Raw genomic sequence first — 13,957 nt, forward strand, 5'->3', positions numbered from 1 at the left:
ACTCCTCAATTTAAAAACATTTTTGTAATGGCACACTATACGCCTCTTTTATTTCCCCAAACAAGGGCATGTAACTGTGGCAGTACTTTAACATCTCTTAATTCTTCATCCTTCATCACTCTATCAATCAGTGCATGATATTTATCCAATAAATGCATAATTAATTGTGAATTGTCAGTTGTCATAAGATCATCATTACCGACTTGAAGATAAAAGGGAATCATTGGATATCGATGGTGAATTTGTTTAGCATATTCGTAATCCTCTTGATTAAAAACGACTATTTTGAGAGATATATGGTGATTGCTGTTTTGATTTTTAAGTTTTTCGAAGATATATGAGAGCACCGAATAGTCTGTGGTCATTCCAGAACTAGGTGGCTTTGGAGAAATGGTCAGTTCATCAATCTCATGCATCCATTTTTGCCACCTACTTCCCTGTGTTTCCACCCCAATTTTTATGTCGTTTTCTTTTAAAATGGCAATGAGCTCAGCTAAATGTGGATTGAGTGCGGGATTGCCGCCTGAAATCGTGACAAATGAGAAGCCATTGCCTCCAAGACGTTTCAACTCAGCCCAAATCTCTTCCGCTGTCATTTGGACAATCAGATGCTTCCCACTGCCATCCCAAGTAAACGATGAATCACACCAAGAACAGGAATAATCACAACCTGCAGTTCTCACAAACATTGTCTTCTGGCCAACTACCATTCCTTCACCTTGAATCGTCGGTCCAAAAATCTCGATAACAGGTACCTTACTCACCTTCCATCCACTCCCGTCTCGCTTCTGCATAGCTTGTCGGAGTTTCATATAACCTAACAAACTCTACACATGCACCGTTATAGCTTGGTTCATCAAGCAAGGCCTCTGCCAACTTTTCATAAATCCAAACAACAATGTTTTCTGCCGTCGTATTCATGGGTGGAAGTGTTTCATTTAAATAACGATGATCCAAATGAATCTCTATTTTTTGTTTCCATATTTTTTTTATATCGCCAAAATCAATCATCAAACCGCGTTCATCTGTGTAGCCACTCAATCCCAATACTACACGATAGGTATGACCATGTAGGTTTTTACATTTCCCCTCATAATGATGTAAATGATGAGCAGCATCAAAGGTAAATTCTTTGCTTACAAGAACACGCTTTGCATGATAGTTCAATTGATCTTTTTGAATATCTTCATCTATTTTTTGGAGCTTATCGACGATTTTAAAATCTAACATCCCTTAAGACTCCTTCCTATAACGCAAATACTCATCAAGCCCTTTTTTTCGCAGTTTACAGGCCGGGCATTCACCGCAACCATCCGCTATAACACCGTTATAGCAAGTCAACGTTCTTTCTCGAACAAATTCCAATGCCCCAAACCGATCAGCAAGCTCCCATGTCTGTGCCTTATTCAGCCACATCAACGGTGTATCAATAACAAAAGAATCATCCATCGATAAATTTAACGTTACATTCAAGGATTTAATAAAAACATCTCGGCAATCCGGATATCCGCTAAAATCCGTTTCACAAACACCAGTCACGATATGCCTAGCTCCTACTTGACTCGCTAAAACACCTGCAAATGAAAGAAAGAGAAGATTTCGACCAGGGACAAAAGTCGATGGAAGCTCACCATTATCTCCTTCCTCTACTGTAATATCTTGTCGTGTCAAAGCATTTGGAGCAAGCTGGTTCAGGAGTGACATATCAAGAATATGATGCTTGATACCAAGTTCACCCACTATCTCCTTTGCACATTCAATTTCAAGGCGATGCCTTTGACCATAATCAAAAGTGACTGCCTCAACCTCTTCAAAACGTTCCCTTGCCCAAAACAAACAAGTTGTACTGTCCTGACCTCCACTAAATACAACAATTGCTTTTTCCTGCTTCATCTATAAAACTCCCTTATATCGAAAAAACAGCACTCTAAGAAAAAGTGCTGCTTTCTTCTTAGTTTTTTTAAGAGGGTAGCTAAAAACCTCTTTCTTGATGGAACTATTTAATTCTCCATTTATCGATTATCAATTTTTTCTGGATTAAGGTCGTGGTTCATTAAACGATAATTGGCGATTTCTTCGTATTTTGTTCCTGGCTTCCCATAGTTACACCATGGATCGATCGAGATACCCCCACGTGGCGTAAATTTCCCCCAAACCTCGATATATCGAGGATCAAGCAATGCAATTAAGTCATTCATAATGATATTAACGCAATCTTCATGGAAATCACCGTGATTTCTAAAACTGAATAAATACAATTTCAGTGATTTACTTTCAACTATTTTTTTATCTGGGATATACGAGATGTACATCGTAGCAAAATCAGGCTGATGTGTAAGTGGGCATAAACTAGTAAACTCTGGACAATTAAATTTAACGAAATAATCTCGATTGGCATGCAGATTATCTACAGCCTCCAATACCTCAGGTGCATAATCATAGGAATACTTTGTACCTTGATTACCTAATAGGGTTAAATCCTTTAATCCTTCTTCATGACTTCGGCCAGACATAAAAAAACCTCCTTGTAAAATGTTTCCCAACACTTTTCAAGAGAGGCATCACCAAGCATTCTATTTAAAACATACGTAAACACATAAAAAAAAGCCACGTCCAATATGGACATGGCATTATTGTCATGTTTCCATAGTTTTTTATAGAGGGTATCAGCTATGAACCTCTCCCGTTCTAGTCCGGGCATTCTTTTCTTCACTATCGTACAAAAAATAATACAGCACGTCAAATGGATTTTTAAAAAAAATCTTTCTGTATGGAGTGTGGTTTGAAAGCATTACTAAAGAATTGATTCAAAGGATTTAGAATCGGATTTTTATATTTTCTTTAGAACCGTCGCACTTACTTATGGTATGGTTCACCGTGATGAAGCTAAATGAATTTTTTATCATAAGTTTATTTCTTCATGATAACTCCACATACTATAATTTTCGAACTTTTCACCTACTAAGGTTTAAATTGGTTAATCATCTCTACTAAATCCAATTAACCATCATCATCTTTTTTTAACAACTTTCAAAATTCGTTACAATCTAATGCCAAAACGAAGCGAACTTTAAAAATACGAAACATTGGGACAAAAGAAATCAAAAGTTATATAATTTAGTACTACGACTATCATCACGGAAAATAGAATTTAAAAAGCTACTGTTTGCAAAACAAAAACAACAGCTTCGCCAAGTTGTCTAATTTTTTTAAATGTCTATTATATAAGTGCAGTTCCCTCTCATGAGTAGTCAGTTTATTTTATAAAAGAATAGCATATGGTTTACTTCACTATAATAAGCTTTCTTCTTCACTATTACGCTTAAGTCTATCTTCCCTTAAAATTTCACTCAATCCCTTTAATTTTTCATTCCTCTTATATCTAGAGCTCTTCATATAGATTCTCTTTAATATATCATTAGCAAATACAGTTTCAATATCTACATCTATACGCTCTGTTTTTCGCCCTTCCTTATCTTCTTGAATCTCATGTTTAAACAATGATAAAGCAATAATATTCTCATAATCTTCATTTGTAATAATTACTTCATTTCTTATTTGGAAAAATCCACCACCTTTCAATAGTAATGCTTTAGTTCCATGAATGTATAGATTATATAAACGTATTATGGCACGATTTTTTGAGAAACCCAATGATATAGGCTGAAAACTAATTGAAAATTGATCTTCATAAACTGTTATTATATAACGTAATTTGTTTTCTAAGTGATGATAGTTGATAAAAGAAGAATCCGATTCAATCATTTCCAATAAAGGTAATAATAAATTATATTTAATTACACTTTGATCTTCAGAATTATCTAGTTCACATATATAGTCAAAAGTTGTTTGTATCATTCTATAATTGTATGAACGTTTTCCTTGAGTTTCATTACTGATACCAGTGAGGGCATATTTTTTCAAAAACTTTTTCTGAGTCTCTTCATCACTCTTATATACATGATAGGCTGAAAAAAATTCTTGGAAAATATTATGTACAAAATAGTACTTTTCACCTTCTTTATATAAAATACATAAGCACACTCTAAAGTCATAAAGTAGATCCCCTCCACTGATATTTAAACTTTTCAACCATGAATAGCTTTTAATTATTCTATCAAGTTTTTCTTTGATATACTCTTCACTAAATTCATCTTGAGAGGCATTTGTATCAAAGTATGTTAAAAAGCAGAAAGCTGAAAAAACTTTCATCATTTGATACTTAGATAATGCCTTGCTACGAAAATCTCTGATATAAGCAATTTTTCTACCATCATGCCTCTCAAATAACTCTTCAAATGCTTTTATTAAGAATGCACTTTTTTCCTTTGGAAAGTTAGAATTTTCTCTAAATAAAGAAAGCATCAATAGCAATAACGTAGGATTTGAAGCTATACTTTCATATTCATCATATAGACCTTCTGATAGACTTTTTATAAATTCGTTTTTGATTTCTTCATCATATTTAGTTTTTTCTATCATCTGTATAGCTTCTTGCTTAGTAAGGCCATTTGTTCTCAATTCATATAATTTAATAAAATTATCTAAATGCCCTTTAGGCATATATCTACTCGAAATTACCACCTCATTCTTCTCATATTTTGTTAAAAAATCTTCAAATTCCTGTAAGAAAATTTGAGATTTATTAGATGAAATCTCATCATAGGCATCAAACAGAAACAAAAATCTTCCCTTATCTAACATATACTCAAAAATCTGTTCATTCAATTCAAACCCTGTTACATTCATTTCGTTATAAATAAAATTAATAATACTTCTTCTCTTAATCTCCTCATGATTATATTTTCTAAGTTCAATATATACAGGGATTTTATTTTTACTTTTTTTCTCATCCATAAGAATCGTTAACATAGTATGTTTTAATAATGTAGATTTTCCAATACCACCATGTCCAGTAATCCATACATATTTCTTTTCATTAATGTAGGGTAAAAAGTCAATAGCTGCGATTTCTTTTTCAGAAAATTTCCTTCCTTCTCTAATCTTTTCTTGTAAAGCAGTTGGTTGAAATATCTCAGTTAAATTTTGAGTTCTATCATTCAAAATTGTTCTAACCTTATTAAGATTAGTTATGGTTTTTTCAAAATAATTCCCAAAATTTTTATTATAATTAGACTCAAACTGTTCCCATTTCTCAACTAAACCGTTTATCGTTAAATCATTTAATTCTTTCAAATTATGTTCTAATAACGTAGTACCGAATAATTTTCCTATTACCATACAACTTCCTCCTTTTTATGTTAAAGTGCAATAATTTTTTCCATAATTTTATTATAACAGCATTAATAGGATAAAATATTTAGGTTTTAATAGTAAAACCTTGAAAAGATGAGGGCTTTCCTTTTATTCTTATACCATTCTTTTCTAACAACATACTTATTTTTCATTTCATCATCATAAGTGACCTCTGTTTTAATTATGCTTTTTATTATTTTCACTGACTTATGCTCCTTTCCGAATTTCGTTCCAAATAAATAAAAGTCTAAATATCGCAAACGATACTTAGACTTCAAATGTTTATATACTACGATTAGCTATGTTTAAACTCATCTACCTCTTCCCGAGCTTCTTCTTCCGTTTTAAAAATCCACTTTTGAAGAAATCTGAGCTTACTTGGTTTAAATCATAGTCCATTTCTTCTCTATAAAATGACTTTTATTACATCAATAACAAGTGTTATCCATAACTTACATAGATCATATATAAACGAAACAGTTTCCATAAAGATTTTTGTCATGAACCATAAAATATATAAAACTATTGGTAAGGTTAATATTATTCTCAACGAATTTCTAAATATATCTTTTAATATAACTTTTAAAGGTAAAGGTTTAAATAACGAAAAAGTATTCCTTAACCTAAAATGCCATTTAATTCTTGGAAAAACATTTCTATACCACTTTTCTTTCAACCATGATATTTCATATGGTAGTAATCGTTTACCCCATAATCTAATATAATTAAATTGATTTAATATTAAGTAATGAGTCTTACGAAAACTTACACCAAATAATTTAAGATTATGCTGTTCATACTCTCCAGCCTTTATATATTCAATAATAATATTAAACTCATTCCAATTTGTTTCTGATTCATTTATTTTGTCCTTACAAATTCTTTCCCCTCGATAGACTTCTATATCCGAAACGTCAACTGATACCTGAAAAATCCTTTTTCTATTTTGAAAGAACTCTATTCTACCCTTTAATTGCTCTATTTTATCTCTTAATTCGTTAAATATCACAATCTCACGAGTATTATCGGATTTTCTATAGTTCTCAATTATTCTTGTTTTTATTGGAAATGTATCTTTGGAATCCCAACTGTCAATATCAGGGTAATGTTTTTCTAGCAATTTTTTAAACTCGGAATCACTTTTCTTCAATAAAAGATAAGTAGTCGTTACTAATATAACAATAAATATTATTACATTTTTATAGTTATAAATTAATTCTATACTTAACAACACAGTGGATACTATAATTTGATATACTTCATTATTATATTTTTTTATATAATAGATACCAACAAAAAGTATACATAAAATGTATAAAAATCTATATTTTTTTATACTGTTATTTAATATTTTAATTAATTCACTCTCCATGTGTTCAGTCTCCTTCACTTTACGCATAAAACTAGAAGCCTTCTTTACTATAGAGTTGAAGATGCTGTTATTTTACCCCAAATACAGAAAAACCTCACTTACTTATGATACGGTTCACCCTTCATAATCCTAAAGCTCCGATAAACCTGCTCGACTAGCACGAGCTTCATGAGCTGGTGTGGGAGCGTCATCTTACCGAAAGATTGTTGTTCATCAGAACGTTTTAGCACGTCATCATGTAGGCCGAGGGAGCCGCCGATGACGAAGGTGATTTTGCTTTTGCCGTAGGTCATGAGGGATTCGATATCGGCTGCCATTTGTTCGGAGGTTTTCATTTTGCCGTTGATGGCTAGGGCGATGACGTAGGCATCTGGGCTTATTTTGGCTAGTATGCGTTCGCCTTCCTTTTTCTTGACGATGTCCATTTCGGCTTCACTTAGTTGTTCAGGTGCCTTTTCGTCTGGTACTTCAATCAAATCCATTTTTGCATAGCCGCCAAGTCGTTTTACATACTCATCGATTCCCATTTTTAAGTACTTTTCTTTTAGTTTGCCGACTGATACAATCGTTATATTCACACGTTATCCACCTTTACAATTCATTTACAAACAAATTATCCACAAAAGTTATCAACATATCCACAGGTTACTTCTATATATAGTGTAAAGTTATTTACTTGATACAATATATTCTGCTGGCTGTTCACAGTAGCTACACTTTGTGGATAACTTTTTATCCTCTTCGATTTTATCCATAATTGGGAACACTTTTTGCTCTGCTACAAACATGTCTAAAGCGTGTTCTATATGGCTTTCACAGCTGTATTTTTCCATTTTTTTACGTCTCCTTATTTTCCGAAATTTCCACAAACTTATTCACAAATCAGTCTATGTTATCCACAACCTATTGTAACAAAGGAATGGCATGTATGGAAGAAGTGCCTTCTTCTCACGTTTGCTTGTACAGAAATAGTATTCACAATTTTCTAGTTATCCACAATATTTCATAAAAGCCTTTCTTCATCCTCGCAAAAAAACGATGGAGAACTTGTTAGATCTCCATCGCTCTTCCTATTCTTTACAATGTATTACCGTTTGTTAATGTTAGTGATAGCTCGACTAATTTACCTTGACGGTAAACTTTTAATGTTAGTTTATCACCAATTTTTTTCTCATTATATAAATGCTTGCGTAAATCAATAGTTGTTTCGATTTTTTGACCATCCATTTCCACAATAACATCATATTGTTGAACACCTGCTTTTGATGCAGCTGAGTTATTCATGACATCTGTTACAACAACACCTGTTGTCACCTCTGCAGGTAATTTTAATGTTTGTTGCTGATAGAATGATGGGACATCTGTTAGATCTGCTAGTGACACTCCCATTGTTGGACGTTTCATTTCACCATTTTTCTCTAATTCCTCGATAATTGGAATAGCTGAATTAATGGGAATAGAGAATCCTAAACCTTCCACGGAGGATCGAGCGATTTTCATGGAGTTAATCCCTACTAATTCTCCAGCTAAGTTGACAAGGGCTCCACCACTATTTCCTGGGTTAATCGCAGCATCTGTTTGTAATACTTCTTGTTGCCAATCTTCCGTACCATCACCATTTAAGTCTACTGGTACAGAACGGTCTTTCCCAGAAACTACACCTGTTGTAACTGAGCCGTAGAAATCTAAGCCAAGGGGATTCCCAATTGCAATAACTGTTTCGCCTTGTTTTAATACATCAGAATTACCGAATGTCGCAACTGTTTTTACATTTTTAGCGCTAATAGAAATAACAGCAAGGTCTGTCCAAACATCATGACCTACTAATTGAGCTGGTTCTTTCGTTCCGTCTGGCATTGTGACCTCTAACTGTTTTGCACCTTCAATCACATGGTTGTTTGTGACGATAAAGGCTTTATCTCCTTCGATTTTATAAACAACACCTGAACCGCTTCCTGCTTCTTTTGTCGTTGTTGATGGTGGACTCCAAAAGCCTCCACTCGTTATTTCTTGAATATTCGTAATACCCACAACTGCTGCTGAAGCTTTATCTACTGCGGATGTCACATCGGTTGTTATCTCTGTCGCAACTTGGTTAATCGTTGTGTTATTTTTTCCTGTACCACTTGATGTTGTCCCAGGCATTTGATTGACTAGTCCAGGTAACATAAGCCATACAAGTAAAGCACCTATAATCACACCGATAAGACCACTAAAGAAATAGCCTCCCTTTCCTCCGCCACCGCCTTTCTTTTTATGGCGCTTGGCCTGCATTTCTTGCTCCTCACGCTCTAATCTTTCTTGAAGAGGTGATTTCGGTACTTCATCATTTTTTAAGAAATCACTGTTTTTATCATCATCTTGGAAATAACTCAAGTTCCTCATCCTTTCCTTTAGTGCTATTTGTTAATTGTTACCCTAATCTTACAATTCAAACATTAAAATCAGATGAAAAACAAATAAAATGGGCATAAAAATAGCTGCCCAAAGCATTTTTTAAAATGCCTTGAACAGCTCCAAGTTTTGCCTAAATAGCTTATGATTAAACCGTGACTAATTTTGTTGGTTCTTCTGCATCTGTATCAAAGAGATGAACATGCTCACCGACAAGGATGCCACAAGATTGCAAAGTTTGAGAGACACTCATGCGTGCCAGCTCTTTCATATTATTATCTTTACTTAAATGCGAAAGATAAATATTGGTCGTCTTATCAAATACAACTTCACTCATTGCGATAGCTGCATCCTCATTAGACACATGTCCTACATCACTTAATATACGACGTTTAATGGACCAAGGGTAACGTCCCATTTGAAGCATGTTGACATCATGATTACTTTCAAAAACAAAGGAATCTGCTCCACGGATAATCCCTTTCATACGATCACTGACATAGCCGGTATCTGTAATAATGACCAGCTTGCGATCATTCTCATGGAAAGTGTAGAACATTGGGTCTGCTGCATCATGTGAAACGGCAAAGGACTCAACAGCTAAAGAACCAAAATACTTCACTGTATCCATTTCAAATTCAAAACGCTGTTCTACAGGAATATCACCAACTAGCCCATCCATTGCCTGCCATGTTTTGGCGTTTGCATAAATTGGTACACTATATTTTCGTGCCAGTACACCAATGCCCTTAATATGATCACTATGCTCATGTGTAACAAAAATACCACTAAGCTGCTTCATATTACGGTCGATTTTTGTAAAGAGCTGCTCCATCTTTTTCCCACTAAGTCCCGCATCGACAATAAAAGCATGGTCGTCATTCTCTACATAAATCGAATTTCCTGTACTGCCACTTGCTAAAACACTAAATCGCATTATTCAACTCCCCAGTCTTCTTCTCCGCTCTCCTGCTTGTCCTCCTGGATTTCAATGACTTTACCTTCTACTGCATTGACAAAGTACTCCTCTTTTCCTCCATCAGGTAATTTCACTTGAACCTCCCACGTTGGCACCAGTACCTGTGTACGCGTTAATTTAACAAGCGTGGAGTAACCTAACTTCATTTGTGTAATGCGCGAGTCTGGTTTGAGCGGTCCTTTTGCATACAATGTTTGAATAATTTGAAGTGGTGGAATAACCGTTTCCTGCTGCTCCATTTCTTCAATATTATCAATCATTGTTTGTTCATACATTATTACTTCGTCATTTGTATTCCATTTTATTTTTAATGAACCATTATAATAGAACATTCGATTATTCGTCTTTTGGAAAAAAACAGCGATGCGTTCTTCTCGATCTATTTTCCATAAAGCATACGATGCTCCTTCATTGACATTGGCTAGAACAAAATCTGTAAAGCTTGCATCATCATTCACATTACGTAATTTAACAGGCTTCATGAAAATAGCACGAGCCTTTGTATTATCATCCGTAGGGGTGACCTGTTGATTGGTATCTTTAAATTCAGCCTTTGTGAATTTATGTACTTGGGCTGTAATATAAGAGGCCGATTCAATATTATTTGGTAAGGAGCCATACGTAATATTATCATCTTTTAAACGAGCTTCGATCGTTTTTTCACCAGGTACTTCAATATCTTTTGCTTCATTATAGCGATTTACATAAAGTGTATATAAGAAGATGTTGAGAATTAAAAAAACGAATATAAAAATAGATTTTGTTCTATTCCAATCCATTTTTAACACCTCCTAAAACTTCAGGCGTCAGTTTAATCCATGTACCATTACGAATAACAAACCAACAAGGTTCAAATGTAAAGATATTCAGTTCTTGATTTTGCGTTAAATAATAGCCCAATACAAGTTCCTCAATGTCTGATAAGGCAATGTTATTAGCATTTTTTAATCTCTCAGCAATCTCTGTACCAGAAGGTAGTTCTTTAATTTCCTTCTCTGCTTCAATATCCATATCTAATGAAAAGTATGGACGCTTATAATGGAAAATCCGGCTATCTCCCCAAATTGTCGTCATTCGAGTAATGACATGATTGCTATACACAGGTAAACCTTGTAAGTATAATTGATAATCCATTTGATTTTTATTGATGCTCGTTGAAGCATAACGAAAATCTGCTGTAAATCCTCCATGTTCATTGATAAATTCAAAGCTATCTTTAAGAAGCTTCGATGGCTCAATTCGTATACTGCTTTCTGCCGCAGGATAAACATAGTTTAATGATTTGAGATTTGTGTCTAATGTCATTAAGGACATACCATCTGTATATTTTTCAGAGGATGCACTTTCAACATTACGTTGGACAATATTTGGTTCTGGGAATAACACATTTTTAAATAATTCTGGTGTGATCTCTTCAATATAGTACGTAAATTTCACAGATTCCATTTTATTACTAGCTACATAAAGAGATGTCTGGCCTTCGCGCTCAATTTCTTTAAAAGCTTCATATTTTTTTGCAGGCTCTATGACTTCTTTGATAAACTGATTTACGTTTGGCACACTGACATGTGAACGGAATAATGATTGGTTATTGCTGCTAATATAATAAAGCATTAGATCCTTGCTATTATAATTACTCCAATCGATAATCATACGATTGAACGTTGTTTCGGGTAATTCCTTGTCCGTAAACTGAAAAATCGTGTTAAAGGCTGAAAATGGAATTTCACCAGTAAAGAAGATGGTCATCCGATTATCTGCACTAATAATTTGATTCACATAGTTTGGAGATAGATTATTGTTAACAGGTACTAGGTCGAGAATATTCCAGCCTTTAAAAGCCTTCATCATATCTTTCATTGCAGCATTAGATACTGTACCTGTAAATTCTTCATCAGAACGGAAAATAGCCTTGTACGGACGAATAATATCCTCCATATCCTTTTGTGGCTTAATGAGAATTTCCTCTCCTGTTGTTTTTTCAATAAATTTATAATCAGGTGTGTAGGTCCAAATCAAAAAAGTTAAGACCACACTTAGCATGACAAGTAGAAATAATACAACAGATTTAACTGGCTCTATATATTTCATTCCCACTCACCTGCCTCACCAAATTCATCTGCATCATATGGTAATGTGAAGAAAATCGTTGTACCGTGTCCTTCCTCACTTTCAGCCCAAATCTTCCCACCGTGAGCTTCAATCATTTCCCGCGCAATAGCTAATCCTAAGCCTGTTCCTCCCATAGAACGAGCACGTGCACGATCCACACGATAGAAACGATCGAAAATACGCCCTACATTTTCTTTAGGAATACCCATACCATCATCTGAAATCATGACCTTCAGCATATCTTCTTGTCCAGTAAAGCCAAAGCGAATATTACCGCCATCTGGTGAATATTTAATGGCATTCGAAATGATATTATCGATGACTTGTGTCACCTTATCTGTATCAATTTCTACATAGAAGGATGTTTCAGGGAATAATCGTTCAAACTGGACTTTATCCGATTTAGACATTTCAAATCGGTCGATAATACGGTTAAAGAATGAATTGAATAACACAATATCTTTATTCAACTCATAATCCGAACTATCCATTCTTGATAATTGTAATAAATCATTCACTAGACGAATCATTCGCTCTGTTTCGGTTTGTGTCACATTCAAAAATGTCGGAGCAATATTTTCATCTTTCCATGCCCCATCTGCTAGTGCCTCTAAATAACTATTCATCGTTGTTAACGGCGTTCTTAACTCATGTGATACATTCGATACAAATTCTCGACGATCCATTTCAATCTTTTCCTGCTCTGTTATATCGTGCAGTACAGTAATTAAACCGTTAATAAAACCAGTCTCTTTTTGAATAACAGAGAAATTAGCACGAAGTATATAGGGTGCATCGGCTGTACTAAAGTTTAAATTGATCGCATCATTCATATGGATTAAGTCTTCAAAGCCATATTCCTGATCAATTCCCAATACAGAGGCGATAGGACGCCCTAATGTAATATCTCTTGAAATATGCAGTAATTCTAGTGCAGGGTCATTAATCAGAATGATACGTCCTTTGCGATCGGTCGCGATAACGCCATCTGTCATATTAGTCAGAACCGAATCTAGCTTTCGACGTTCGGCTTCTGTTGTCGATTGTGCCTCTTGTAAACGATTGGTTAAATGATTAAAGGTAATGGCTAGCTGTCCTATTTCATCCGTACCGTATACCCGTACTTTCCGAGAATAGTTCCCCTTTGCCATCGCCTGAGCCTGCTTTCGCATATCAGCAATTGGCTGTGTAATCGTTCGTGCAACAAGAATACCTAAGAAGATGGTAATAACTAAGGACATAGCTGTACCACCAAGGAAAATTCGGTTAATGTCATTCATTTGTTCAAAAACGGATTCAATATTAGCTTCAATATAGAGAACACCGATAATTTCATCGTCTGGTCCTGCACCAGCTCTAATCGGATTCGCCAATACCCACACTCGATTTCTCGTTTTATTATCTAGTTTAATGATGTCAAAGAGTGTTTCAGCAGATATGGCTCGACGCACTAGATCCGTATTAGAACGTTGTCCGATTAAATTTTGATTTTCAAGCTCCGATGTAGCAAGAATTCTTTGTCTATCATCAATAACACGAATTTCTAAAATATCCCCATTCGAAACATCCTTTAAACCAGTAGAAAACTCCATCACAATGGATTTTAGACTTTCTTCTAATTTAGGCATGCTTTCATCGCGTTCCTTTAATATTTCTTCACGAATACTGTATTGCATCAAGTCGACACGCTGAAAAATGGAATCTTGGAAATTGCTCTTCAAATTTCGTTCTAATTCACGAGCGAAATAGATACCGATAATTTGTAAGGCAAGCAATATTAATAAAATATAAATCAGCACTAGTTTGACATGAATGGATTTAAAGAAGCTCACTTTCTGCATTCC

At 34.6% G+C, this 13,957-nt stretch carries 13 protein-coding genes and 1 riboswitch; all 13 genes read right to left on the minus strand.

Annotated elements, in window-relative coordinates; translation table 11 throughout:
- Positions 1–35: 35 nt before the first annotated feature.
- Positions 36–764 carry a 7-carboxy-7-deazaguanine synthase QueE gene (gene queE / locus V6670_RS22735; RefSeq protein WP_338652176.1) on the minus strand — a complete coding sequence of 243 codons (729 nt, stop codon included), beginning with the start codon at positions 762–764 and terminating at the stop codon, positions 36–38.
- Complete coding sequence (gene queD, locus V6670_RS22740; protein WP_338652177.1) at positions 757–1,230, minus strand: 6-carboxytetrahydropterin synthase QueD; 474 nt, start codon at positions 1,228–1,230, stop codon at positions 757–759. Before queD ends, queE begins: the two co-directional genes overlap by 8 nt.
- Positions 1,231–1,233: 3 nt before the next feature.
- Positions 1,234–1,893 (minus strand): 7-cyano-7-deazaguanine synthase QueC, encoded by a 660-nt coding sequence (gene queC / locus V6670_RS22745; protein WP_338652178.1) that lies wholly within the window; start codon positions 1,891–1,893, stop codon positions 1,234–1,236.
- Between the two features lie 119 nt (positions 1,894–2,012).
- Positions 2,013–2,513: a preQ(1) synthase gene (gene queF, locus V6670_RS22750; RefSeq protein WP_036119398.1), complete on the minus strand. Its 501-nt coding sequence runs from the start codon at positions 2,511–2,513 to the stop codon at positions 2,013–2,015.
- A 127-nt stretch (positions 2,514–2,640) separates the two neighbouring features.
- Positions 2,641–2,687, minus strand: a riboswitch (PreQ1 riboswitch).
- Between the two features lie 604 nt (positions 2,688–3,291).
- Positions 3,292–5,241, minus strand: coding sequence for an NACHT domain-containing protein (locus V6670_RS22755; protein WP_338652179.1), 1,950 nt, complete (start codon positions 5,239–5,241; stop codon positions 3,292–3,294).
- A gap of 421 nt (positions 5,242–5,662) precedes the next feature.
- Positions 5,663–6,628, minus strand: coding sequence for a hypothetical protein (locus V6670_RS22760; RefSeq protein WP_338652180.1), 966 nt, complete (start codon positions 6,626–6,628; stop codon positions 5,663–5,665).
- 98 nt (positions 6,629–6,726) lie between these two features.
- Positions 6,727–7,206, minus strand: a complete 480-nt coding sequence (gene rlmH, locus V6670_RS22765) for a 23S rRNA (pseudouridine(1915)-N(3))-methyltransferase RlmH (RefSeq protein WP_036119387.1) — start codon at positions 7,204–7,206, stop codon at positions 6,727–6,729.
- Positions 7,207–7,296: 90 nt separating this feature from the next.
- Complete coding sequence (locus V6670_RS22770) at positions 7,297–7,461, minus strand: CxxH/CxxC protein (protein WP_036119384.1); 165 nt, start codon at positions 7,459–7,461, stop codon at positions 7,297–7,299.
- Between the two features lie 244 nt (positions 7,462–7,705).
- Positions 7,706–9,004, minus strand: a complete 1,299-nt coding sequence (locus tag V6670_RS22775; protein ID WP_338652181.1) for a trypsin-like peptidase domain-containing protein — start codon at positions 9,002–9,004, stop codon at positions 7,706–7,708.
- A gap of 166 nt (positions 9,005–9,170) precedes the next feature.
- The gene (locus V6670_RS22780; RefSeq protein ID WP_036119378.1) at positions 9,171–9,959 is read right to left on the minus strand and encodes an MBL fold metallo-hydrolase; all 789 of its coding nucleotides are present in this window, start codon (positions 9,957–9,959) and stop codon (positions 9,171–9,173) included.
- Positions 9,959–10,780: a two-component system regulatory protein YycI gene (gene yycI, locus V6670_RS22785; RefSeq protein WP_338652182.1), complete on the minus strand. Its 822-nt coding sequence runs from the start codon at positions 10,778–10,780 to the stop codon at positions 9,959–9,961. The genes V6670_RS22780 and yycI overlap by 1 nt, the downstream gene beginning before the upstream one ends.
- Positions 10,767–12,092, minus strand: a complete 1,326-nt coding sequence (yycH, locus tag V6670_RS22790; RefSeq protein WP_186436178.1) for a two-component system activity regulator YycH — start codon at positions 12,090–12,092, stop codon at positions 10,767–10,769. Before yycH ends, yycI begins: the two co-directional genes overlap by 14 nt.
- Positions 12,089–13,954, minus strand: a complete 1,866-nt coding sequence (gene walK / locus V6670_RS22795; protein WP_058844079.1) for a cell wall metabolism sensor histidine kinase WalK — start codon at positions 13,952–13,954, stop codon at positions 12,089–12,091. Before walK ends, yycH begins: the two co-directional genes overlap by 4 nt.
- Positions 13,955–13,957: the final 3 nt, after the last annotated feature.

It is taken from the genome of Lysinibacillus sp. Y5S-8, assembly GCF_036894365.1.
Classification (GTDB): Bacteria; Bacillota; Bacilli; order Bacillales_A; family Planococcaceae; genus Lysinibacillus; species Lysinibacillus fusiformis_D.

Bases quoted from the DNA above. Each gene is read 5' to 3' on its own strand.
- queD (WP_338652177.1), bottom strand. From the start codon at position 1,230: ATGTTAGATTTTAAAATCGTCGATAAGCTCCAAAAAATAGATGAAGAT.
- queC (WP_338652178.1), bottom strand. From the start codon at position 1,893: ATGAAGCAGGAAAAAGCAATTGTTGTATTTAGTGGAGGTCAGGACAGT.
- queF (WP_036119398.1), bottom strand. From the start codon at position 2,513: ATGTCTGGCCGAAGTCATGAAGAAGGATTAAAGGATTTAACCCTATTA.
- V6670_RS22755 (WP_338652179.1), bottom strand. From the start codon at position 5,241: ATGGTAATAGGAAAATTATTCGGTACTACGTTATTAGAACATAATTTG.
- V6670_RS22760 (WP_338652180.1), bottom strand. From the start codon at position 6,628: ATGGAGAGTGAATTAATTAAAATATTAAATAACAGTATAAAAAAATAT.
- V6670_RS22770 (WP_036119384.1), bottom strand. From the start codon at position 7,461: ATGGAAAAATACAGCTGTGAAAGCCATATAGAACACGCTTTAGACATG.
- V6670_RS22780 (WP_036119378.1), bottom strand. From the start codon at position 9,959: ATGCGATTTAGTGTTTTAGCAAGTGGCAGTACAGGAAATTCGATTTAT.
- yycI (WP_338652182.1), bottom strand. From the start codon at position 10,780: ATGGATTGGAATAGAACAAAATCTATTTTTATATTCGTTTTTTTAATT.
- yycH (WP_186436178.1), bottom strand. From the start codon at position 12,092: ATGAAATATATAGAGCCAGTTAAATCTGTTGTATTATTTCTACTTGTC.
- walK (WP_058844079.1), bottom strand. From the start codon at position 13,954: ATGCAGAAAGTGAGCTTCTTTAAATCCATTCATGTCAAACTAGTGCTG.